21 protein-coding genes and 1 tRNA gene are annotated in these 24693 nt (G+C 47.2%); 10 read left to right on the plus strand and 12 right to left on the minus strand.

Annotation, left to right across the window (positions count from 1 at the left end):
• Nucleotides 1-332: 332 nt before the first annotated feature.
• From ACI77B_RS05580 to ACI77B_RS05595, 4 genes are all read left to right on the plus strand, one after another.
• Nucleotides 333-1766, plus strand: a complete 1434-nt coding sequence (locus ACI77B_RS05580; protein WP_409335914.1) for an AAA family ATPase — start codon at nt 333-335, stop codon at nt 1764-1766.
• Complete coding sequence (locus tag ACI77B_RS05585; RefSeq protein WP_409335915.1) at nt 1759-2448, plus strand: hypothetical protein; 690 nt, start codon at nt 1759-1761, stop codon at nt 2446-2448. Before ACI77B_RS05580 ends, ACI77B_RS05585 begins: the two co-directional genes overlap by 8 nt.
• Before the next feature lie 240 nt (nt 2449-2688).
• Nucleotides 2689-4746: a hypothetical protein gene (locus tag ACI77B_RS05590; RefSeq protein ID WP_409335916.1), complete on the plus strand. Its 2058-nt coding sequence runs from the start codon at nt 2689-2691 to the stop codon at nt 4744-4746.
• Nucleotides 4747-4820: 74 nt separating this feature from the next.
• Complete coding sequence (locus ACI77B_RS05595) at nt 4821-5351, plus strand: hypothetical protein (RefSeq protein ID WP_409335917.1); 531 nt, start codon at nt 4821-4823, stop codon at nt 5349-5351.
• Nucleotides 5352-5709: 358 nt separating this feature from the next.
• On the opposite strand, the gene tnpC (ACI77B_RS05600) is transcribed toward ACI77B_RS05595, so the two are convergent.
• From tnpC (ACI77B_RS05600) to ACI77B_RS05645, 10 genes are all read right to left on the minus strand, one after another.
• Entirely contained in the window at nt 5710-7362 is a 1653-nt protein-coding gene (gene tnpC / locus ACI77B_RS05600; protein WP_409335918.1) for an IS66 family transposase, read from the minus strand.
• Nucleotides 7363-7456: 94 nt separating this feature from the next.
• Nucleotides 7457-7810 carry an IS66 family insertion sequence element accessory protein TnpB gene (gene tnpB / locus ACI77B_RS05605; protein ID WP_409335919.1) on the minus strand — a complete coding sequence of 118 codons (354 nt, stop codon included), beginning with the start codon at nt 7808-7810 and terminating at the stop codon, nt 7457-7459.
• The gene (tnpA, locus tag ACI77B_RS05610; protein ID WP_409335920.1) at nt 7807-8145 is read right to left on the minus strand and encodes an IS66 family insertion sequence element accessory protein TnpA; all 339 of its coding nucleotides are present in this window, start codon (nt 8143-8145) and stop codon (nt 7807-7809) included. The genes tnpB (ACI77B_RS05605) and tnpA (ACI77B_RS05610) overlap by 4 nt, the downstream gene beginning before the upstream one ends.
• 158 nt (nt 8146-8303) lie before the next feature.
• Nucleotides 8304-9056 (minus strand): IS66 family transposase, encoded by a 753-nt coding sequence (gene tnpC, locus ACI77B_RS05615; RefSeq protein ID WP_409335921.1) that lies wholly within the window; start codon nt 9054-9056, stop codon nt 8304-8306.
• Nucleotides 9057-9093: 37 nt separating this feature from the next.
• Nucleotides 9094-9441, minus strand: coding sequence for an IS66 family insertion sequence element accessory protein TnpA (gene tnpA / locus ACI77B_RS05620; protein WP_409335922.1), 348 nt, complete (start codon nt 9439-9441; stop codon nt 9094-9096).
• A 151-nt stretch (nt 9442-9592) separates the two neighbouring features.
• Nucleotides 9593-11272, minus strand: a complete 1680-nt coding sequence (tnpC, locus tag ACI77B_RS05625; protein WP_409335923.1) for an IS66 family transposase — start codon at nt 11270-11272, stop codon at nt 9593-9595.
• Nucleotides 11273-11385: 113 nt separating this feature from the next.
• The gene (gene tnpB / locus ACI77B_RS05630) at nt 11386-11748 is read right to left on the minus strand and encodes an IS66 family insertion sequence element accessory protein TnpB (protein WP_409335924.1); all 363 of its coding nucleotides are present in this window, start codon (nt 11746-11748) and stop codon (nt 11386-11388) included.
• Nucleotides 11738-12112: an IS66 family insertion sequence element accessory protein TnpA gene (gene tnpA, locus ACI77B_RS05635; RefSeq protein ID WP_409335925.1), complete on the minus strand. Its 375-nt coding sequence runs from the start codon at nt 12110-12112 to the stop codon at nt 11738-11740. Before tnpA (ACI77B_RS05635) ends, tnpB (ACI77B_RS05630) begins: the two co-directional genes overlap by 11 nt.
• A 79-nt stretch (nt 12113-12191) precedes the next feature.
• Nucleotides 12192-12506: a hypothetical protein gene (locus ACI77B_RS05640; RefSeq protein ID WP_409335926.1), complete on the minus strand. Its 315-nt coding sequence runs from the start codon at nt 12504-12506 to the stop codon at nt 12192-12194.
• Between the two features lie 152 nt (nt 12507-12658).
• Complete coding sequence (locus tag ACI77B_RS05645) at nt 12659-15043, minus strand: hypothetical protein (protein ID WP_409335927.1); 2385 nt, start codon at nt 15041-15043, stop codon at nt 12659-12661.
• Between the two features lie 676 nt (nt 15044-15719).
• On the opposite strand from ACI77B_RS05645, the gene ACI77B_RS05650 reads away from it, so the two are divergent.
• On the plus strand, nt 15720-16835 hold the full coding sequence (locus ACI77B_RS05650) for a tyrosine-type recombinase/integrase (protein WP_409335928.1): 1116 nt from the start codon (nt 15720-15722) through the stop codon (nt 16833-16835).
• A gap of 2 nt (nt 16836-16837) precedes the next feature.
• Here ACI77B_RS05650 and ACI77B_RS05655 read toward each other — a convergent pair whose 3' ends face one another.
• Nucleotides 16838-19036, minus strand: coding sequence for a transglutaminase domain-containing protein (locus ACI77B_RS05655; RefSeq protein ID WP_409335929.1), 2199 nt, complete (start codon nt 19034-19036; stop codon nt 16838-16840).
• Nucleotides 19037-19091: 55 nt separating this feature from the next.
• Nucleotides 19092-19841, minus strand: coding sequence for a Maf family protein (locus ACI77B_RS05660; protein ID WP_409335930.1), 750 nt, complete (start codon nt 19839-19841; stop codon nt 19092-19094).
• Between the two features lie 347 nt (nt 19842-20188).
• On the opposite strand from ACI77B_RS05660, the gene ACI77B_RS05665 reads away from it, so the two are divergent.
• From ACI77B_RS05665 to ACI77B_RS05685, 5 genes are all read left to right on the plus strand, one after another.
• A complete protein-coding gene (locus ACI77B_RS05665; protein WP_409335931.1) occupies nt 20189-21673 on the plus strand; it encodes an LCP family protein in 1485 nt (494 codons plus the stop codon).
• A gap of 16 nt (nt 21674-21689) precedes the next feature.
• On the plus strand, nt 21690-22913 hold the full coding sequence (gene sppA / locus ACI77B_RS05670) for a signal peptide peptidase SppA (RefSeq protein ID WP_409335932.1): 1224 nt from the start codon (nt 21690-21692) through the stop codon (nt 22911-22913).
• A 128-nt stretch (nt 22914-23041) separates the two neighbouring features.
• A tRNA-Ser gene (locus tag ACI77B_RS05675) sits at nt 23042-23129 on the plus strand.
• A gap of 306 nt (nt 23130-23435) precedes the next feature.
• Nucleotides 23436-23843, plus strand: a complete 408-nt coding sequence (locus tag ACI77B_RS05680) for a hypothetical protein (RefSeq protein WP_409335933.1) — start codon at nt 23436-23438, stop codon at nt 23841-23843.
• A gap of 277 nt (nt 23844-24120) precedes the next feature.
• A complete protein-coding gene (locus ACI77B_RS05685) occupies nt 24121-24669 on the plus strand; it encodes an SAF domain-containing protein (RefSeq protein WP_409335934.1) in 549 nt (182 codons plus the stop codon).
• Nucleotides 24670-24693: the final 24 nt, after the last annotated feature.

A 24693-nucleotide genomic window follows, 5' to 3' on the forward strand; every position in this document is an offset into this window, starting at 1 on the left:
ATGTATTACGTATAGTATACTATTCAAATCGAATCGATTCAAATAGAATAATAAACTGATCGATATTCTAATCGAAAATCAAACAAATAAAATACATTCTGATCGAAAGGAATCAAATGCTTTAACTATTACAGAACCTCCGATTATTCCTCCGTCTGGGAGCCGCCTCGTCCGGTAGAGAGAGCCACTCTATCTGCTTGGCGATCCTGTCGGAGTGATACATAGGCTTAAAATATAAAATCGAAATTTTTTATTTCACATTGCTTGTTTATATTTGCAAATGTGTATCGTATATGCTATATTCAAGACAATAACGAAAGGCAGGAGAGCATATGGAACACGGAACGGTACGCTTATCAGCGATTCACATTCAGAATTTCAAAAATGTAGTTGACGGGAACCTGGATTTCTGTAATCCGCGGCATCCGCATGATGCCAGTGTTCTCGGATTGTACGGACAGAACGGATCGGGGAAAACGGCTTTAATTGATGCTGTAACATTGCTGAAGCTGGCGCTGTCCGGGAAACAACTTCCACTGGATTTTGCCGAATACATTAACGTTGACGCTGATCACGCGGATCTGACGTATACATTCGATGTGAACACGAAATCCGGTGACTATACAGCGGTTTACTCGCTGGTTTTGACAAAAGGTATCGCCCCGCAAGGACAGAACACGATTCAAAGTGATCTGGTTAAGGAATTCAATGCGCAGATCTCTGCAGAGACGTTGTCCTACTCTTTCAGAAGCGGCAGCCGAAAGTACCGGATGGAAAGATTAATGGATACAACAGAAGATACTGCAGTATTTACACCAAAAAATAAATTTCGGTGTCTCATAGGAACCGGTACGGAGATTTCAGCAGAACTCGCCATATCGCGGAAACTAACGCGGCAATCGTCTCGTTCTTTTCTGTTTTCAGCAGAACTGCTGAACAAAATACGCAATCATGCTAAAAGTGTTTCCGAAAAACAAAAAGAAGAATACTCAAGACATGTACAGCTGCTGGAAGCACTGGTCGAGTACGGAAATTTTGGTCTGTTTATTGTCAGTACCCTTTCATCCGGCTTGATCTCATTAAAGGGAATGCCAATTTCATTTAAATACAGGGAGGAGAACGGACGTCTTTCCCTTGGCAGTATCGTTTTGCCGCTGGACAGTACACAGGTTGTTCCTGAGACCGTTGTCAGCGAAACAAAAAAAGTTATCGATAATGTAAATGTCGTGCTGAAACAGATCGTTCCGGGTCTTACGATCGGCATCCGGGAGTTGGAGAAGGTTTCTCAAGCGGACGGTGGAATCGGTGAACGCATAGAGCTTGTTTCCATTAAGGAGAATCACAAGATTGCGCTCCGCTACGAATCTGAAGGGATCAAGAAGATTTTATCCATTCTGCAGTTGTTGATCGTCATGTTTAACGATGCATCGGTTACTGTGGCCATTGATGAGCTCGACTCCGGAATATTCGAGTATCTTCTAGGTGAGATTCTGCGCGTCATCTCGGGATACGGAAAAGGACAGCTGATCTTTACTTCTCATAATCTGCGTCCTCTGGAAACGATTGACCGTGGTTACATTGCTTTTACGACTGTCAATCCGGAACATCGTTATATCCGGCCAGTGAACATCAAAAATAGCCACAATCTCAGAAGCTGCTATTTCCGAGATATTGCACTGGGTACAGATGGAGAGGATGTATATAACCCAACCAGCAACACCAGAATCGCAATGGCTTTCCGAGAGGCAGGTGAAGGAATTGAGTAGAAAGAAAGTTGTGTTTATTATCGTCGAGGGAAAATCGGATGAGACTGCATTGGGCTTAATTTTTGATCAATGGTTTCAACGACAGAATGTATTCATCCAGATTACTCACGGAGATATCACTTCAGATCGAAACACGACACCACAGAATATCACAGCAAAAGTCGGTGATATCGTAAAAGGGTATGCAGCAAGTGCATATCTTCGACGGAACGATTTCCAGGAAGTCATACATATTCTGGATATGGACGGTACGTTTATTCCGGATCAATATGTACAAGAGAACCCAGAACAAGATCATACCTGGTACACTCCACACAGTATAGTGACTGGCAGCCGAGGGTCCATCATCTTACGAAATCTGAAGAAGAGTGCATGCATGAACCGACTTTCTACACTGACAACGGTATGGAAATCTATACCATATCACGCATACTATATGTCATCTAACTTGGATCATGTATTATATGATCTGCAAAATAGTACTGATGTTGAGAAAGAGAAGCACGCGATGCAATTCGCAAAAAAGTATAGTCACGATCTCGGCGGATTTATTCAATTCATATCTGCATCGGATTTCTCGGTTTGCCGAACCTATACGTACCAGTCATCATGGGACTATATCAAAAGGGAGTTACATTCTCTGGAACGTCATACTAATTTAGGTCTTTGTTTTAAGGAATAATTCAACGGCCGAAGGAAGGACCGTTTTTCGTATTAGGCTGTGTTTATAATGAGTTGAATGCAGCCTGTTCTACTTTATCAGGACCACAGCAGATAATTAATTAATCACCTAACTGTTTAATCAATTCTCAAGCCTGGGATTCATGTATTCAGCCCAGCAAACCCAAACAACCTTTCACCACAATTTCCACATCCTGCCACCTCCATACTATTTCTCATTTTTATTTTATGGAGGTATAACATGACAAGAACGAAAAGCTCTAGAGCGCTTCTCAGTGTTGTACTTGCAGTACTGATGGTCGCAGCTTTCATGCCTGCACTGACGTATTCCTCCTTCGCTGCAACAGCAAAGAAGGCTACTAAGGTTACAAAGCTGACCCACACCGGTGCCAAAGTTTATGGTAAGGTTGGAAACAAGTACGTACTGAAGTACAAGCTGAGCCCGAGCAAGCTGACTTCCGCAGCAAAGAAGACAGTCTGGAAGTCCAGCGACAGCAGCATTGTTAAGGTTTATTCCACAAAGAGCAACCGTGCAGCTGTAAAGGCAAAGGCAGAAGGAACAGCAAAGGTAACTGTTTACACAAAGGCAAACAAGAAGGCTAAGACAACCTGGACATTCAAGGTTACTAAGAAGGCCGAGACAAAGACAACACTGACAGGTGTTACAGTTTCTGCTCCGAACGCTAAGGATCCTGCAAAGGAACTGACAATTGGAACAGAGCTGCAGGCTAAGGTTGAACCTTCTGATGCTAAGGGTGTTACATACCAGTGGTATGCAGACGACAAGGCAATTGAGGGAGCTACATCTGCTAATTTCACAGTTACAACAGATCAGATCGGCAAAGCCATCACAGTTAAGGCTACAAGCAAGAATGATGTAACATCCACTGCTACTGCTAAGGTTACAGGTGTAACTCTTAAAACAGCAGAGATGAAGACTGTTAATGATGATGCCGCAACAGCAAAGACAAAGCCGTATAACGACTCTACAACATACAATGTTGGTGAGACAGAAGCAGTTGTTCTTAAGGATGATGCTTCTACACCGAACACACTGGATTCTTCTGTAGCATCTTATCAGTGGTACAGATCCGGAACAGTTAACAATGCAACTGTTGATACAGCAATTTCCGGAGCTACATCCAGCACATATAAACTGACATCTGCTGATAAAGGCTACACAGTATACTGCATCGTTACACCGAAGGCAAATGTTACTGTAAAAGCTGCAACACAGTATGATGGCAAGACTATCAAGGTTAATGGTGGAGCAGTAGTTTCCAAGATTTCCGGCGTTGCTATTAAAGATGGCACAAAAACAGTAACAGGAAAGACAGTTCTGACAGGAACAGCTCTGACAGCATCTGTTAAGCCGGCTGCAGCAGCAGACGATGTAACATATCAGTGGTATTCTGTAAAGACTGCTTCTGATAAACCTGAAACAGTTTCTGCTATTTCCGGAGCTACTTCTGCATCCTACACACCGACTGTTGAAGGAACATATGAAGTACAGATTTCTGTAAAGTCTGGAAGTGTTTGGACATTTGCAGATAATAGTGCATATAAGGCTCGTGTAACAGTTAATGCTAAGGGAACTAAGACTGCTACAATCACAAGAGCATGGAACGCTGATGCAGCTGCAAGTCAGGATACAGCAACACCGCGTTCAGACAATCAGGTTGGAGATACACTGAAGGTTACTGTACCTACAGAACTCGTTAATAATGCCAAGATTCAGTGGTTCGTCGATGGTGTCAAGGATGCCAATGGTAATGATATCGCACTGGCTGACGAAGCAAACATCACAGCTGCAACAACAACACAGAAGATCCCTGCTACTTACACAGATAAGGACAGCAAGGCTCAGTCTCTGGTTGGACAGAAAATCTATGCAGTTGTAACAGGTACAGGCGACTATGCAGGAACAACTGCTAAGACAGACAGCTTCACAGTTGCAAAGAAGCAGCTCACAGCTATTGCACCGACAGTAACAAGCCCAGCTACAGTAACACTTGCTTCTTCTACAACACCTACAACTGTTACTCTTACTGGAACATTAGCAAGCAATGCTAAGACTACTCTGACATTTACATCTCCTTCTGCAGCTTATGAGATTGCGAAGATTGTTACTGACAACTCTGCGGCAAATGTAAATGGTAGCGTTGTTGAGGTTACTGGAACACCTAACTTCAATGTTACGGTATATTTCTGCAAGGCTGGAGACACAGCTAAGGATACTTCTTCCATTGCACCGGTTACATATTCTGTAAACATGAGTGGTGTTAAGGTTATTGGTTAATTGATATTTAGCTAATATAACTTATAGGCCAGCCTTCTTCGAGGGTTGGCCTTTTCGTATGAGAGGAAAATTATATGAATGATAATATGTATAAGGACAATTTGACGGATATCCGACAAGAACTAATCCATGAAGAGAAAATAATTATCAATAAATTTATGAATACTCATTTGGAACCAAGTATAAAAAATGTTGACAAGAAGCTTTCAGATTTTTATCACTACCTAAGTCTTCGGTTAAGTGCTAATCATGCTATGCAGGACCTTTGTCGATGTGCCCAAGCAAAAGGAATAAATAGTAATGAAATAGCTCTGAGTACATATAACTATTATGCAAGTGCTGTTTATTTATTCTTTGAATCTGCAATTCAGTACGGAAATCTTAAGGAATGCAATATAATCAAAAATATCGAAGGCTTAGAAAAAATTCACAGTGAAATATTCCATCCTGGTGAAATCGAAATCTGCAGCGACAATAATACTGACGTGGAGATACGGACAGGTTCAGATTTTTATACCAATATCAACAACCATTACACAGAGGAGACTCTTCTATATCGTATAAATCAAGTCCGCAAAAATTATACTAATACAATTAAATTATAAATCTGTTGTATTACCGTAAGACAGTAATACATCTAGCTGATCTCATGATTAGCTAGATGTTGTATTCTGAAATTTCAGTAATGTATTCTGGCATGGTGGTTTGCAGACATACCTTATCAGATGCCCATTTCTCGAGAGTATGAAACAATCTCTGTAAAAGTTCATTTCTGAGGCCTTTCATGATACAATCAAAATCATGGAGGGCCTTAGTTTATGGCAAAAAGAGAAAGAAAATCCGTACATCACGGTAAGCGTCAAAGCTAATGCACGTTGACTGCAGCAGTATTTACTGAGAAACTAATACAGCGGAAGGATACCCACACTTTAGGGTTCCTCCCGCTGTTTCACTGTCTTGCTGTTACTCAGCTTCAGTATCTGCTGTAGTCACTTTTTCTGGAAGTGTGTCCGACCAGGGAAGCAGTCTGTCCAGATCTGCTTCCGTCGGAGCATCGATCTGGGACAAAGTCTCCAGTACATACTTCAGATATTCGTAGCAGTTGAGATGGTTTGCTTTCGCTGTTTCAAGGATGCTGTACAGGATGGCGCTGGACTGCGCGCCGTTCTCCGTATTGGCGAAAAGGAAGTTCTTCCGGCAGATGACATAGCCTTTTATGCTTCTCTCGCTTAAATTGTTTGTCATTTCAAGTCTTCCATCCAGAAGATAATTACGAAGCGGGAATTCCTGATTGATGCCGTAGGTGAAGGCCTTGCCGAGCAGGGAATCGTGGACGACGATTTCGTTCTTTTCATGGAGCCAGCTGAAGAAGTCATTCAGAATCGGCTCGGCATGTTCTTTCCGGTAGGCTTTTCTGTCCTCGATGGACATGTCTGCACATGCTTTCTCTACGTGATTCAGTTCCCTGAAAAAGGCCAGCGCAACGTCAATCGTAGGTGTCTTCACCTCTTTGCCTGCTGCCTTTTTGGCATCACAAAACTTCCTCTGCAGATGTGCCCAGCACCCTACAGGGGTAATCGTACCCGCTTTTCGGGCATCATCCTTTGCCAGCTTCTGATAGACGGCATATCCGTCAGTCTGCAGATATCCGCTGAACCGTTCCAGAAATTTTTCCGGATATTCATACCTTCGGCCGGCACAGTATTCATAGATTACGATCGGCTCTCTGGCGTACTTTCCGGTCCGGTAGAGCCACATGTACCCGTGCTCCGGTTTACTGGTCTGTTGATCCTTTCCCCGTCCCCGGACAACCTGGAGTGTGGTCTCATCGGCATGGAGAATATCGTTTCTGATCAGATATTCCTTCAGTCTCTCGTAAAGCGGCCTGCCATATCGGTCTGCAGATTTGACCACCCAGTTGGAAAGAGTCTGCCTGGAAATATCCATTCCGAACCTTGCCAGAGACTGAGACTGACGATACAGAGGTGTTCCTTCTGCGTACTTTCGGTAGATGATCCATGCTGCAAGAGATGCAGAGAGCGCTGAACCCGGCATAAAAGACTTTGGAGACGGGGCATTGATGATTGTTCCGCCCAGTCCGCTATTATCGCAGTTCCGACAGGAATACACATGTGTAACGGTCCGCTCAATGTGAAATCTGGCAGGCTCCACAATGATCTCCTCATGGATGATTTTCTTCATCTCATGGAGCTCGCTGCCGCAGTTCGGGCAGTTCATCTCATCACCGGACAGCCTGTATTCCGTAACATGAACCGGCAGAGCCTTCTTCTGGTGGCCTTTCTTCTTTCTGGATTTCTTCGGCTTTCCCTTGATCTCCTGGGCAGTAGGTTCCGGCACGGCCGGATCTGCTTCTGCTTCGGCTTCATTAAAAAAAGAGAGCTGCGCATAATCGATGTCGGCAGTGTCCCTGGAACGGCCGTACTTGCGGTTCACTTCTCTCTGGTACAGCTCCCGCCAGTGATCCGCCTCCGCTTCGTTGAGCACAGACTGTTCTGCTGCTTTGAGCGCATATTCTTCGACTTCCTGCCGGGTCATTCCCGTGAAATCGACGTCCAGCGCCTTCTCGATTTTACGTTTTCTCTCTTCCTTAGTCATGTATATATTGTACCATTTTTCGGTACTGAACGCAAGCTCGAATCGTTGGAATTCCAATATGTACAGACGCTTCAACAAAAAGATTTTTGTCCGTTTACACGGTCACGAAATGCCGCCTTTTGATGTATGATTCCATGATCAAACCGCTGAGTAACCGGTTCAGATCGCTTCGTGGAATCTGGTCGGTGTCATCATTGCGAAAATTTTTCGGCCACTGAAAGGTACCACGCTCCCGACGCTTGTAGTAGAGGACGAATCCGTCTGCATCCCATTTCAGTGCCTTGATCTTTGCATGGTCTTTGCTGCAGAACACGAACAGACAGTCCTCATACAAATCAAGATCAAAGCTTCCTTCCACGATGGCTGCAAGTCCGTTAATCGATTTCCTCATGTCGACAGGGTGTGAAGCAAGAAAGACCTTTGTTTCATCGGTTATGATTTCACTCATAGTTCAGCCACCACCTTCAGAAGCGCAGCAGCAGCAGCCGGCGGAGTATCCGATGGCATGATCACTGTTGCTTTAGGGCATTTCAACTTGATGCACATCTCCTGATCACTGTAATCCGCTATTTCTGTGCGAACCCCGTGCGGCAGCTCCAGCCAGGAGAAGGGCTGATCTCTCATCGCCCTGTCATTATTGTATTTTCTGAGCCAGTAGTACATCGAGTTGATATTAATGCCGTTATTCTGGCACCACTGCTTCTGCGAGATATCACTGGATAGCATTTTCTCAATTCTTGCGTACCACAGTTTTTGATTTCTGATCCTTTCTTCACCATTCATATTTTCAGCTCCCTTCCGGTGATCTGCTGCTGGCCGGAGGGAGCAAACACATATTACTGCTAAAGTCAAATACTCCCACAGGCGGTCATCATCGATCACCTCATGGGAGTATTTTCTCAAACTGTAACAGTGAATGGTAGGTGCACTAGCTTTGACGCTTACGCTGTAGTCACTTTTTCTGGAAGTGTATCCGACCAGGGAAGCAGTCTGTCCAGATCTTCTTCCGTCGGAGCATCGATCTGGGACAAAGTCTCCAGTACATACTTCAGATATTCGTAGCAGTTGAGATGGTTTGCTTTCGCTGTTTCAAGGATGCTGTACAGGATGGCGCTGGACTGCGCGCCGTTCTCCGTATTGGCGAAAAGGAAGTTCTTCCGGCAGATGACATAGCCTTTTATGCTCCTTTCGCTCAAATTGTTTGTCATTTCAAGTCTTCCATCCAGAAGATAATTACGAAGCGGAAATTCCTGATTGATGCCGTAGGTGAAGGCCTTGCCAAGCAGGGAATCGTGGACGACGATTTCGTTCTTTTCATGGAGCCAGCTGAAGAAGTCATTCAGAATCGGCTCGGCATGTTCTTTCCGGTAGGCTTTTCTGTCCTCGATGGACATGTCTGCACATGCTTTCTCTATGTGATTCAGTTCCCTGAAAAAGGCCAGCGCAACGTCAATCGTAGGTGTCTTCACCTCTTTGCCTGCTGCCTTTTTGGCATCACAAAACTTCCTCTGCAGATGTGCCCAGCATCCTACAGGGGTAATCGTGCCCGCTTTTCGGGCATCATCCTTTGCCAGTTTCTGATAGACGGCATACCCGTCAGTCTGCAGATATCCACTGAACCGTTCCAGAAATTTTTCCGGATATTCATACCATTTTTCGGCGCTGAACGCAAGTTCGAATCGTTGGAATTTCAATATGTACAGACGCTTCAACAAAAAGATTTTTGTCCGTTTACACGGTCACGAAATGCCGCCTTTTGATGTATGATTCCATGATCAGACCGCTGAGTAACCGGTTCAGATCGCTTCGTGGAATCTGGTCGGTGTCATCATTGCGAAAATTTTTCGGCCACTGAAAGGTACCACGCTCCCGACGCTTGTAGTAGAGGACGAATCCATCTGCATCCCATTTCAGTGCCTTGATCTTTGCATGGTCTTTGCTTCTGAGCCAGTAGTACATCGAGTTGATATTAATGCCGTTATTCTGGCACCACTGCTTCTGCGAGATATCACTGGATAGCATTTCCTCAATTCTTGCGTACCACAGCTTTTGATTTCTGATCTTTTCTTCACCATTCATATTTTCAGCTCCCTTCCGGTGATCTGCTGCTGACCGGAGGGAGCAAACACATATTACTGCTAAAGTCAAATACTCCCACAGGCGGTAAGCGGTAAATAGCACGTGTACACAGTTGAAAAGCCACCGGCGTTCCGATGGCTTTTGGTGTATGCTATTCTGTTTTCATTTCTTCCGGTTTCGGTATTTCTGGTACTAAGCAGTTCTCCTTAACACGTTCGCTCCACGGCAGCAGATCTTCCACAAACTCCAGATTCGTATCATTCATATGTTCAAGCATATGTTCCAGAACATATTTGTAATACTCATACGGAACCAGGTTATTGGCCTTGGCGGTTTCTGCAATGCTATACAGCACAGCGCTGTTCTGAGCTCCCCGGATCGTATCGATAATATGCCAGCTGTTCCTGCCGGTGCAGAATGGGCGGATTGCCCGCTCTGCAGGATTGTTGTCAAGCGGCACATCCGGGTCATCCAGGAAGGTCTTCAGCGTGCTTTCCCGTTTCAGGGCATACGAAAGAGACTCCGCAATTTTACTTTTCGGAGCTGTTTCCGGTAGTTTTGCTCTGCACCAGTCGAAGAAGGCTTCTACATGTTTTCGCACCGTCAGATCACGTTCTTTTCGTCGTTCTTCACGGTCCAGATCCCACAGAGCATTATCCAGCTGGTAAATGACGGCGATCTGTTTTATGGCATAAGCGGCAAGCGTGTATTTCCTGGTTTGCTTTTCCTTCTTCTTTGCCGTCTTTACGATGGTCGCAAATCCGCGCCTCATGTGCACCCAGCAGGAAGCAAGCGTTACATCCGGATGATCCTTTGCGAACCTCTCATAGATCGAATTTCCGTCACAGACGAAAATGCCTTTGAATTTTCCTGCATACTCATGTACATAGTCTGCATTTCTTGTTTTATGGTAATCATACTCTACAACGGGATGTGCTTCATGCACGTTGCTGCGATAGACGATCATGTAGCTATCCGTACCGGCTTTTCGTCCGTCTTTGGTAACCAGCACCGGCGTCTCATCTGCATGGATGACATGATGGCTCAGCAGTTCTTCCTTCAGTCTGTCGTAAAGGAGCATCATGTAACGCTCTGTCAGCGTCATCATCCAGTTGGCCATATCCTGATGGGACAGTGGAAGTCCGGCATTGCGGAAAATGGTTTCCATCCGTGTAAGCGGAAGGTGATTGACATATTTTCCGTTCATAATGCCAGCTGCAAGAGACGGTGTTGCAATGCTGGTTTTAAGCAGAGTTTCCGGATGATCGGCACGGATAATCCGGCCGTCGGATCCACGGTATACGTGTACCACCTGTTCCACATGAACAAAATGGGCAGGCTCATATTCGACAATGGAATGTCTGTCCGGGTTCAGCTCTGTATATTTTCCGCCGAAGTATTCGTCCAGTTCCTCTTCTGACAGGGTATATTCCCTGACAACCTTCTGCAGTTTGGAAAGATCTGCTTTCCGTTTGCCTTTCGGTCTTTTTCTCCTGTGAGCTGGAACGAGGACACTTCCTTCTTCCGGATCCTCTTCTTCGGTATCACTCTCTGCCAGTTCTGAAGGATCTACAATGTCCATGGTTCCTTCTGCCTCATTGAACACAAACTGAAGCTGATGGTCTTTTGACTGCTCAGCTTCCTTCAGAATATCCTTTTCACTGCTTCTTCCGAAAATCATGTTCTGAAGCTTGCGGACGACATCGGACATATGCTCCATTTCTGTCTTTTGTTTGTCGATTTCCGTTTTTTGTTTTTCAATCAATTTCTGCTGATCGTCATTCGCCCTTAACAGCTTGAGAATCAGTTCTTCTTTCTCGGATAAACTCATGCTATTCAGTTGTTTTTTCGTGAGTTCTTTCATACCTGAATTATACCAGTTCCGGAGAATCAAAAAAAGCCCTGAAAGGCATATTTTCAAGGCTTTTTTTGCATGATTTCATCTTATTCAATTCGTTTGGGATGGACCTTTTTAACGGTCTGCTTCTGGGTTGTGCAGAGTCCCTCCATCAGCCAGCGGAACTGCTGCGGGGTCATCTTTTCGACATCAGATCTGTCCCGCGGCCACCGGAACTTTCCATCCTCCAAGCGTTTGTACAGGAGAAGGAATCCGTCTCCTTCCCAGAGCAGGCCCTTGATTCTGTCCGAACGTCTTCCGCAGAAGAGAAACAGCGTATTTTCCGTGAACGGATTCATCTCGGTTTCAGACTGGATGATCCCGGCAAGACTGTCAACGCCATACCGCAGATCCGTATACCCGCACGCGATATATACGGTCATCCCGTCAGTCTTTAGATCATTCAGCATGGCTAAGCACCTCCAGAATTGTCCGGACCTGGGTTTCCGGAGCATCATAAGGAAGTTCGAGAGCTACCTGATCGAAGTAAACGAAAATACGGGATTCCGATTTGGAAGCGGTTTCTTCCGGTTCTTTCTGGACACTGACTTCTGCTGGTTTGGAAGGAGCCGGAATCATCACGAATCTCGACTGTTCTTCCCTCTGCCGCTCGAATTCTTTCGCCGCGTGCCGAACAGGGGTGCAGCGGTAACCGAACGTATTGATATTGATATCATGAACCTCGCACCATTGTTTCCTGGTAAGCCGGCTGTTCTGAAAATCCGCCATGTCGGATGCCCACTGCTGTAATCTCAGTTTTTCGGAAACGTCCATTTCACACCACCTTGTAAATCATTGTAACACCTTATTGACAACATTTTACAAGCTTCTGGACAACAGTGGCAGGCACATGCTATTTGCCGCTTACATCATAAAAGCAACAAAATTCATCGAACAGGGATTTTGCTGTATCATACCCGATCTGGTCTGCTCTTGCCCCCATATATTGTCTGCATTCTCTGATAAAATATGAAACTTCACTTGGACAGTCGTTGCCATACTTTCTTTCAAGCAGAGTAATCATACATTTTGCAAAGTTTCCATTTTCGATACTATCTGCATCATACCATTTTCCTAATGGCCTTCCACTATCTCCAAATTCCCTACAAGCATAATCCTCAAGTTGGAGAGCAATGTTATTGTGAAAACTGTTCATCGTAATTGCCATCTAATCCTCCTTTTCATTTACATGATGCGTTTTTATACCAACTCAAAAATACTCAAAACTATGCATAAGAATTAGTATTTGTAACAATAGTCAGTCAGTTATATTAGTAAAAAATGGGGACCGAAGTCCCCACTTATATGCTCGATTCCTAACTATTTACTATCTGGGATCTCAATTGTGTTGGAATACAGTGTTCCTGCAATTCCAGCGCCGTATACAGCGACTCTTACCTTGTAGCCCTGCTTACTAAGTTCTGCTGATCCGTTACCAGTTTCGAAATCAACCCACTTATTATCTTTATTCAGGAACTGCCAATCATAAGTTACATTTCCGATTTTGGATGTATCGATTTTTGCAGTTGCTCCATCTTTGGAATCATTCAGAGCTACACTGAGTGTCTTTTCTGCAGCCTGTGTGTTCTTCAGAGTTTCATTATATTTTGCAAGAGCATCCTTGTATGTAAGCTCGTTACCCTGAACTTTTGTCTTTGCAGCGTCTACAATTGCCTTTGAATCAGCGTTCAGAGTATCATATGCCTTGTTTGCAGCATCAACAGCACTAGCATAGTCTTTCGTTGTTGTTTTCTCTCCGATGGCATCAATTGACTGTTCTACAGGTTTTGCTAATGTTTCTAATTTCTCTACTTCCTCTTCCGCATCTTTCAGGATCTTGTATGTATTCTGCGGAACAGCATTCTTCTGCACCTCAGTAAGCTTATTGTAAGCTTCTTTTGCAGCGTTTACTGTAGCAGCATAGTCACCCGATGTTGCTGTGGAGATGGCATTGATCTTAGCAACAGCAGCATCAACAGCATCCTTATCAGCCTTATCTACTACCTTAACAGTAATTGTCTTTATTGCTGTCAGTGTCTTTCCATCTACTTTTGCTGTTACATCATACTTAACTGTGTATTTTCCAGCATTCTTAGCGTCGATCAGATCATTTGTGCTCTTGACTTCTTTTCCGTCAATGTAAACAGTTGTGTTTCCACCCTTTGTTGTAGCCGGGTTGTCCAGAGTGTATGCTGCACCATTCAGCGTAGCTGTGATGTACTGCATCGGATCGATAGTTGTTGTAGCAGGTGCCTTGATGTCGATATCAACACTCTGATCCTTTGCGGTCAGTACAAGGCCGTCTGCAACCTTGATGTCGATCAGCTTTGTCTGTGCATATGCACCGTTGGAATCTGTAACGTTGATGACATAAGCCTTTGCAACCTTCTTGTAGAAGTTTGCGTCTGTAGGCTGTACAACAATTCCGTTTGCATCGATGAATGTAACTTCTACATTAGACTTAGCATCCTTGGAAAGTTTTACGTTCTGTCCATCCTCAGCATCGTTGTATGTAATCTGATCAAGTACATCGGCTGCTGGAGTAGCGGAGCTGGAGTAAACCGTTGCTTCTGTTGTAGCAATGGTCGGTGCCTGGTTGTTTGCAACAGTCATGGTAACAGTTTTCTCAACAGAAGCGCCGAGGTAATCTGTTACCTTGTATGTGATGTTGTATGTACCAGCCTTGTTCAGTACGATCTGGCTTGGATCTGCTGTTGTCTTAGCCGGTGTTACAGACTTGTCGGTTGTCTCCAGGGACTTTCCGGATGCATCCGTAATCTTTGCAACCTCGATTGTGTTACCCTTTGCTGCCTTCAGGAAAGCGTCAGCAGTCTTTGCCTCAGCTTTTGTATCTGCCGGGAAGGACTCATAATCATTAACAGCTGTGATTCCCTTATTGATCAGGTCATCTTCTGTCAGTGGAGCGTGATTTGCATCGATTGCAACAGAGAAGTTGTTTGCGGTTACTTCTGGATCCAGGTTCTTTACAGTTACGACAACAGTCTTTGTAGCGGTCTTTCCGTTAGCGTCTGTTGCTGTGTAGGTAACCTCAAAGTGCTTTGCCTGGTTGTTTACCTTTACCAGCGGAATGTCATTGTATGCATTGATGTATGCATTGATGGAATCGCCTGTGGAAGATACTTCCTTGATGGAAGCGATGGATACCGTAACATCCTTTCCGGAAGCGTCCTTTGCTGTGACATTCTTCAGCAGGTCAGCTGTTGTGATGGACTTATCAACCATGTTGTACTGTGTAGACAGTCCATAGGTTGTCTGAACCTTGCTTGTGTCGATGGTCGGAGCTGCTGCTTCTACCTTCTTGGTCTTGAAGGACCAAACTGCCTTGGCCTTCTTGTTTGCCTTTGTGTAAACAGTGATCTTAGCAGTTCCTACGCCCTTTACCTTTACAGCTGCGTGCTTGCCCTTTGTGGAATAAACCTTAACAATGCTGCTGTCGCTGGACTTCCAGACTGTCTTCTTTGCTGCGGAAGTCAGCTTGCTCGGGCTCAGCTTGTACTTCAGTACGTACTTGTTTCCAACCTTACCATAAACTTTGGCACCGGTGTGGTTCAGCTTTGTAACCTTAGTAGCCTTCTTTGCTGTTGCAGCGAAGGAGGAATACGTCAGTGCAGGCATGAAAGCTGCGACCATCAGTACTGCAAGTACAACACTGAGAAGCGCTCTAGAGCTTTTCGTTCTTGTCATGTTATACCTCCATAAAATAAAAATGAGATTTACTGCAGAAAACGTCACACGGTCTTCACAGAAAACGGTACTTTCTTGGCCAAGTGAATTTTTGTCGAAAAAGGGGGAGGAAATAAGGAAATTATATTCTGCAGAAAGTGAATGTATATTCTCGCTGTACAGATGAGCTGCATTATCTGACAATTTGTTTGCGAGAGCGGATTACGGATGATAATCAAAGCATAAAAACGGCACCTCGACAGCAGAATTGCCGGGGCGCTGAGATGGTTTAGGCTGAACAGTGGATGCTGTTAAGCGGTCGGCTCCAGATACCGCATGAACTGCTTTCCGATCTGCATCTGCGTGCTGCCGTTCGCTATGACCAGAATGATTCTTGCGTGAGTTTTCGCCTTCAGCAGTCTGGAATCCTGGCATAGGCTCCAAAGATGGAGCCGAAAACTGCGGAATTCGTGTAACTCATGCCCAGGCGGCAGCCGTGTAGTCTGCGTATCTGTAATTCGGGCAGGTGATGGAGTCGCCCTCGATCATGGGTCGCATATTTTGGGTACCGCAAAGTGATGGGAATGTCACGGACAGACAATACATAACATTTCTCCCTCTCCCTCGTGATATATCCGACAATCTGTTGTTTAATAATAAGAATAAACTGTAGATTGGCACAGAAAGGAGAGCCGTCATGAGTACACAGGAAAACAGAAGCTCGGGGAGAAAAGGACGCAGTCGGAAAAGCGCGGAGAGTGAGAAAGCCAGGAATGCGCAGAACATCCGCCGCATGCTGAAGCGGGAGCGGCGCAGGTGGGACGCACAGGGGCAGAACTCGATGACGATGGAGGATCTGTATGAGGAGTATATGCGGGTCTATGCGCCGTATGAGCTGAAAGGTTCGACGATGCGGGTGTATGAGGTGAATTTGAATAACCATGTTCTTCCGGCGTTTGGGAAGATGAAGCTGTCGGAGATTGACAACCGGATGATTTCGCTGTATTTCTGCAAGTTCTATAAGGACAGGCCGACAGTGGCGCGGAACGCGTTCCATGCGATGTGCAGCGTGATGAACTTTGGGGTGCGGATGCACTATTTACTGGCAAACCCTTGCGCATTGGTTATTTTGCCGAAGAAGGGGCTGCCGGAGGAGCGGAGAAGGTATTTAACGATGGAAGAGATTCCGGCGTTTCTGGAATTGTTCTCCCGGCATGAGATGATTGATGTGCTGGTGCCGTTTCTGCTGCTGACGGGGATGCGGGTCGGGGAGGCCTGCGCGCTGGAGTGGCAGGATATCGATTTCGCGGATGGGGAAATTATGATCAGCCGGGCGCTGTATGCGGCCAAGGGCAGAATCGAAGTCGGGGAGCCGAAGAGCAAGAGTTCAATACGTAAAATTTCGATTGGGGATGAGGTGATTCGGCTTCTTCAGGTGCAGTGGGCCCGGCATCTGATTGATCAGAGGGATGCGGAGCTGCGTGATTACCCGCTGGCGCACCCGGATCTGGTGTTTACACGGAATCATGGGGAGTATCTGTGCGATTCTGCTGTATGGCACGCGATGAAAAAACGAGTGAACAACACGCCATTTGCGTTTATGACGCCGCACTGTCTGAGGCACACGAACGCGACACTGCTGCTGAACCAGGGGGTGGATCTGAAAATCGTGTCGGAGCACCTGGGGCATACGAGTATCCGGGTTACAGCGGATGTCTATACCGATGTGCTGAAATCCAGCCACAGGAAAACGGCAGAGATGGTAGAGTCGGCAATCCGTGAGGCCAGACAGGGCGGTGATGTGGAATTGTAATGTTACGCGGCCTTTTTGCCTGATGTGGAAGTGGTCAGGCTCTTGACTGCTGACCACTTGGAATACAGGGTCGCTGCTCTGCCGTCTTTCTTCATGCTCTCGCTGCTTGCCGAGAGGCCGTGCCAGCTTCCGCTGGCATAGGCGCGGATGCGGACGTACTTGTATTTTCCGGATTTGCGGAGGGCTTTGACCAGCTTGCTGGCCGAGGAGCCGTTCACGGTATAGGTTTTTGTAGAAGAGGCGGAGAAGGACTTGCTGCTGGAGACTTCGACCTGGTATCCGCTGGCGGAATTATTGGCGCTTGTCCACTTGACCGTGAGTTTTTTGCCGGACTGGGATGCGCCGGTAATGCTGGCGGTGCGTGGAACTACGGTCATCCAGACGAGCTTAGTGCCGTTTCCGGAGTAGAGCGTTCCGTCCTTGAAGGTAACAAGATTGGCGTAGATTCCCGGTTCCACTGCGCCGCTGTAAAGGACTGCGGTGTATGCGGAGGACGGGACGATTGCGCCGTTCAGGGTTGTTACGACAAACGATGCGGAGCGTGTCTTTCCGGTGTAGGTTCTCTGCGCCGCCAGGACATTGGCCTTGACGGTGAGATTGGCAGTAATGGTTCCCGTTGCGCCGTTGTCATATTCGACTTTTACCTTGACCGCGTTGCTGCCGGCAGTGTCAGAAGCTGCAGCGGACGAGGAACTGCTGTCTTTCAGCTTCAGGGTCAGCGCCCGGGATGCGGAACTCCAGGTCGGAACGGCGAGCAGGGAAGAATCCGATGCGGATACGCCTTCCGCCTTATAGACATTGGAGTCGGACTTCAGGTTCGAAGTCACGATCTTGAGTGTCCATTTCCCGTTTGATGCAGAAGGTGCCGCGGTAAACGGATAGATTTTATTGTTGTAGACAGCGCCGAGGCTGACAGCCTTGCCTTCAGAATCGGTGTTGTCGCTCAGTGTCTGTCCAGACTTTGACATGTAAGACGGATTAAAGTGTGTCGCTGTCGCGGTCGGAAGAAGTCTGCTCAGACTCTTATAAGGCTCGGCAGAGTCGCGGTGGTGCACCGTATTGGCCTTGATTCCCGGCATCTGGCTGCTGATCTGCTTTGTGGTGATGAACAGGAAATCGTGACCGTAACTGTTGTTCGTGTCATTATCATCCCAGGTGGCATCTGCTTCATACCAGGAACCGGAAAGTTTTACCAGATTCCAGGCGTGTCCGCCGGTCTGCGCATTGCTGCCGACGTATCCCAGTGCAACGGCGGAGCTGATTCCGCACTTTTTCAGCAGATACGAATAAGCAAGGGCGTAGCCATCGCAGACGGCTTTTCCGTTGACCAGTGCTCCGTACGCCGTGTGCGACGGATCGTAGAAGAATGCGTCGGAGGCGTTTGCCGCGTCGTTGTAGGTAATCTGTTTACAGAGTTTGTCGTGGATTTCCATGGCAACGACAGCATCGGAATGATTGCGGTCAATGTCGCTGAGGAAATTATTCACGGCGCTGTTAAATTCGGATTTGACTTGTTTGTAACCGGATTCCGAATTGAACAGGCGGAGCGGCATTTCCTGCCTGGACGTTGTAGTTTGTCCAGAGGCGGAAAGGTCCATCCACATGACCCATTTATAGCTGTTTCCGATCTGCACCGGATCGTATACGAAGGCAGAGTCGCCGCCGTCCATCCAGAGCCAGAAAAGTTCAGCGTGGTCGTAAATCAGGCTCTGGTAGGCGAGAAACCAGTCGGTTCCTGTGGTATTGTCATCGGAAGCGTTTTTCGTCGAAGTGTAAACGACGATGTTTTCCGAGTACGGGTCCTGGGCCAGCGTCAGCATAGCGTTGTACAGTTTTTTCTGGCGTGCCGTCAGATGTTGATAATAGTAGTCCTTTGAACTGCCCTTTGTCCACTGGCTGGAGGTCAGGACGCTTCCCCTGGAAGAGGAGCGCGTGGCAGAGCGATAGGCTTTCAGTGCGGCGGAGGCGGTGGCCTTCTGCGGCTGGGCCTGTTTTCTGCTGATGCGGCTCAGATCGCCCGTTTTCTTCTTGATGGACGCGGAGGTTGATGTCTTTTTTGTCGTCTTCTTAGATGCCGCATAGGATGAGGACGACCCGCTGAAGACGGGGATCATCGAGGCGGTCAGACAAAAAGCAATCAGCAGAATCAGTATTTTCAAGGAAATACGGTTATTTTCTGCATTCTGCAAATGTTGTTTCATAGATAACTCCTTATTCCTGACAGGGTGAATGCTGCTTCCTGAGAATGTGCCGGTTTTAGTTCAGGCCGGCATCTCTGCGGTAGTAAGCATCGAGAATTTCGCTTTCTCCGGCAAGGCGTTCGTAAGGAAGGCCGACGACATTATCATAGGAACCTTCAATATGGTCGATGTACTGACCGAAGGCACCCTGGATGCCGTATGCTCCGGCCTTGTCGAAGGGTTCGCCGGTCGCGATATAGGATTCGATGTCATCATCTGTGTAGTTTTTACAGTAGACATCGGTAACCTCGCAGAAAATTCTTCTTGCCGGCATGCCGCATAAAATCAGCGAACAGCCGGTTGCGACCTGGTGCTTCTTTCCGCGGAGGCTGGACAGCATGCGGAAGGCGTCATCGTGGTCCTGTGGTTTTCCGAGAATCCCCAGGTCTGGATCATAAACCACGGTGTCTGCTGCCAGAATCAGAAGCGGGCCGTCCTGCTCGGCAAGGAGCTGTGCCCGGGATTCCGGTGTGTGTTCCTCATCCAGAGGATCGCTGTCTTCATCTTCCTGCTCTTCTTCCAGGATCAGGTCGTTGGAGTCCTGGTCTTCCGGATTCAGGTCCGGAATGGTCAGCATCAGCTGCCCTTCAACGGCGCGGGCTTTCTTAAAGGAAAGAAACATCACAGCATCTTCCATAGAGATCCCTTCTGGAAGTGTTTCATCAACAGAAGCCGGCATAATTACCGGGTTGATGCTATGCCTTCTTAAAATTTCAAGGCGCCGCGGAGAACCGGACGCCAGAATGACTTTTTTATCGTTCGTCATGATACGTTCCTCCTATCACATATTTTCTATTTTACAGGAGTAATGTGTATTTTCCATGGGTTTCGGGTGTAATATATTTTCCCGTTCGAAAAAATTTGCTATAATCTAGATATCTCCATGTGGTTTATGTGAGTTGTTTATCTCACCTATTGAGCACAAATGAAGATGCCAGATGGCACATAATGTTTATATTGTTATCATACCATATTCTACATCGTTTACACATGAGAGGGATCGAGCGTTTTTAGTGGAACAATTGGTGCTTTTTGTGCTGTAAATCTCTGAGACGCAGGAAGAACTCCCGGGATGGGCCCGGGATGACCGTAAATTCGGTAGGAGAAATGTTGATGCGCAGTAAGAAATATAATGATTTAGTCGAACAGGAAAGAAAGAGCAGCGGATACCAGAAGGCTGAAGAAAAAGGCACCGCTGCAGAGGCACAGAGCCGCGGCGCGGAGCAGAAAACGCATAAGCCGGCTGCTGAAGGAAGTAAGAAGGCTGCAGCAGGCACAGGCGGGCCGGGGAAACCGACAAAGAAAAAATGGCCAAGGCGGCTTCTGATCACGCTGATCGTCATCGCGCTTCTTGCCGGAGGCGGATATGCTGCCGCGCGTCACTACATCAACTCCAAGCTGAATAAAGTCAAGCATACCACCGTAAAGAAAAGCGAGCTTTCCTGCGTGGATGTAAAAGGATATGTAAATATTGCGCTTCTGGGTGTCGACTCCAGAAAGATGAATAAGAGCAACCTGTCCGATAATAACACGGACTGCATCATGATCATCAGTCTGAACACCAAGACCAACGAGGTCAGTCTGCTGTCCGTTTACCGTGATACCTATCTTCCGGTGGATGACGACGGCAATTTCGGAAAGATCAACAGCGCCTTCCAGAACGGCGGGGCAGCGCAGACCATGCAGAGTCTGAACGAGTCGATGGATCTGGACATTTCCAACTATGTCCTGTTCAACTTTAAAATGGTTGCAAACCTGGTTGACGAGGTCGGCGGAATTACCGTTGATGTTAAATCCTATGAGATCCAGCAGCTGAACAAGTATACGATTCAGACGGCAAATAACATCGGCCAGAAGAAATACAAGCTGGTCACCAAGCCTGGAAAACAGAAGCTTGAAGGTGTCCAGGCCGTTTCCTACGGACGCATCAGAAAGGGCGTCGGCGACGATTACAAGAGAACGAGCCGGATGCGTGTCGTTGTTGAAAAGGTCATGCAGAAGGTCAAGGGTTCCAGCGTTACCAGACTGAACAAGATCATGGATGTCTGCCTGAAGCAGTGTGAGACGAGCCTGTCCAACGAGGATATGCTCAGCCTGGCCATGAAGCTCTCCAAGATGAAAATCAAGCAGAGTGTCGGCTGGCCGTTCGAAGTAACGGAAGGATATGCCGACCAGCAGGCAGTCGTTTTCCCGGATAATCTGGAAGAAAATGTAATAGAACTGCATAAGAAGCTTTTTGGCCAAAAAAACTACACGCCGACGAGCACGGTGAAGGAAATCGCAGAAAAGCTTGCGTCCATCATCAGCACAGGATCGACATCCGGTTCCTCAGGTTCCTCATCGAACGCAAAGGCATCCAATAACGGCGGTAATCATTCTTCTTCCGCTGCATCTTCCGGAAATTCTGGTAATGCAGGAACTTCCCGCAGCGGAAACAGCACGGCATCCGGAAATTCTTCAAACGGAAGTCCGTCCTCAACGGCAGGAGAAACAATAGGAAATTCCGCAGCTTCAGCCGGAGGAACGGCATCTTCCGGCAGCACAGGGGAAGCTGAAGGCGGCAGCGGAACGGAAGCCGGACAGAACGGAAATCAGTAGTGAAAGGATTTAATCCATGAAAATCGGAAAGAATGGAAAAATAGAGAAGGAGACGCAGGATTACTTCGCGGAATACGTCAGCCAGATGGATCCCTCCCTGCGGGATAATTTTGTCAATCTCTATATCACCAGCGAACTGGAAAAGCAGCGGAAGCGTAAAAACAGAAAGTGGATTGTTCTGGCGGTTATTCTGGTCATCGCGCTGATTGTTCTTGCGTTTATGATCTTCACCGGAGACCTGGGGCACGGTGTTCAGACCGGAGAAAATCAGGTCACCCTATACGGAAGCGACACGCTGAAACAGAGCAGCCCGTATATCGGTGAACTTCACATCGAAGGAGAAATCGCCCAGAGCCAGTCCGTAACAACGTCCTACGACCAGACCTGGCTTCTGGCCCGCATTAAGGAAATGAAGAACGATTCTAACAACCGCGGTATTCTCCTGTATGTCGACACACCGGGAGGAAGCTCCTACGCCACCGATGAGATGTACACCGCGCTGAAAGATTACGAAAAAGAGACCAAACGTCCGGTTTACGCCTATATCGCGTCAGAAGGCGCATCAGGCGGCTATTACATCTCCTGTGCGGCAGACCGGATCATCATGAATCACGACGGCTGGGCAGGTTCCATCGGCGTAACCTCCGGCACCATCTATGACCTGACCGGGCTGATGAAGAAGCTCGGCATCAAGGCCAATACCATTCACGCCGGAAAGAACAAGACCATGGGCAGCTACACCCAGAAGCTGACCGCCCAGCAGAAACGTATTCTCCAGGGCCTGATTGACGATGCCTATGACCGCTTTGTCGGAATCGTTGCTGAGAACCGCGGCATGACAAAAGAAAAAGTCTGCAAGATTGCAGACGGGCGTGTCTACACCGCAGCGCAGTCGAAAAAGCTCGACCTGATCGACGACATCGGCACATTTGACCAGGCAAAATCACAGATGACGAGTTCAGAAAAAGGACTCAGCCAGGTTCCGGTACTGGACATTCAGGAAGGACAGGACAGCAGCCTCAGCCTCTTGGATCTTCTGGGACTGAAGTCAAAGCTCAGCGGAAGCAGCAGCTCCGGAGTCAGCGGAACATCCTCGTCTTCAGACACATCTGCATCCTCAGCAGCATCTTCCTCCGCCTCCGGTACCAGTACTACAGCCCAGGAAATGCAGCTCTTCCAGCAGCTCATGCAGACCAATGGACAGGTCGAAGTCATGTACCTCGCACCTTCCAGGAAATAGCAGAAAGGCCATTTTCAAAAAAAACATTCAAGAATCTGTAAAAATTACTTGCATCCGTGCGGCATCTGTGTTAAATTAATACATGTCGCACGGAGCGATAACAAAATATGAAAAAGTCATAGACATTTGGAGGATTGACCGAGTGGCTAAGGAGCTCGCTTGGAATGCGAGTAAGGTGTAACAGCCCCGTGGGTTCGAGTCCCATGTCCTCCGCCAGAAAGAGACAAGCATTTATGCTTGTCTCTTTTACTATATCAAAGACATGGGCGAGAACCCACGGAAGGGGACGTCCAGGGCATTCCCGTTCACAATCCCGGCCCTACGATACAAAATCCCGGAAACTGGGCATTATGCCATTGAAGAGCTCTGAAAATTGTGGATAATGGAAATTGTCCCGTCGGCGGACAAAGGAATAGACGAGAGCGGTCAGTCGGTGCGCGCAGACTGATCGCCAGTTTTATTATATTCGGGGATATAATTTCTGTATATCAGGGAAATTCCCCGTTAAGCAGGGAGGAACGTATGAGAGAGTGGCAGCAGACTCGCTTCAAAAGTATTTGTATGCCTGATGCTGTGTACTATCAGTCCATCTGGGCGGTGCGCGATCTGCACCGGATGGAGGAGCGTGTCGAAGAAATCAATGAAGATATCCGGTCTGGAAACATTCACAGTACGAGTGTGGCCGGCGGAAGTAAAAGAGATTGCAGCAGGGTCAATCCGACGGAAAAGACGGTCATGGAAAAAGTGCGGCTGGAGGCGAGGATTGAAGCAATCAGAAAGGCGCTGGAAGATGTGCCGCCCGCCTATCAGGACCATATTCTGGATAATGTGATCTATCAGGTGAATCCGACGGAAGTACCAAACCGTGTATGGAGAGTCTGGAAGCAGAAGTTTTTGTTTGGTGTGGCTCAGAACCTTTCATTGATGTAAAACATAACAGAACAGGCTGTAACAATGAGGGCGGACAGACGTGGATGAACGGAAAAATCCTGTGTGTTCGTTCTCTTTTTACTTATCTCATGGAAAAAGGCTGGGCTGACTTCCTGGAGGGATATTTTTGCCGGACGGTGAAAACGCAGTCATTGCAATGCATACACAAGATGTAATGGAAAAATCTGACAAAAATAGAAAATAAAGGTTGTCAGGGGAAGAATAATGTGTTACATTGATAGTGTCGAAAAGTGAATTCAGAGGAAAGGAGAATGCGTTGGAAAGAGGAAAGCGCATCTTCGGAATTGCCATGATCTGCGTCAGCCTGCTGGCGCTTTTTTCATGGGAAAAATTCGGAAGAGCACATTTTTATTACGATGATATCCTGGTGCTGCGCGGCAGTGTTCAGCGGGGAAGCACAATTACTCCGGATATGCTGAAGGTGGTGCGGACGGACCGTCTGCAGAAAGACATGCTGAGGCCGGACGATCGGAAGCGGATTCAGGGAAAGGCTGCCGCGCAGTTTATCCATAAGGGATCTCCGCTGTATAAGGAATATTTCTGCAGCCGGAAGCTTCTGACCGGCGGCAGATCCGGACGGTACAGGATCTGCATTCCCGAGCGATGGATGATCTCCTGTCCGGATGATCTTCATGCTGGAGACCGGATTCATATCCTTTCCGGCGGACAAAAGATAGCTGGTGCCAGGGTGTTACGGTATTCAGGAGAGGATCGCAGTCTGCAGGCTGTGATAGAAAAACGGGATGCTGCTGTCATTGAGAAAAAGGCGGCAGAAAACAGCGGACTGGTAATCTGCAGTGAGTAGAAGCGAGAGCTTCTTTTTTTATGC

This window comes from Eubacterium sp. F2 (assembly GCF_046244355.1).
Classification (GTDB): domain Bacteria; phylum Bacillota; class Clostridia; order Peptostreptococcales; family Anaerovoracaceae; genus Aminicella.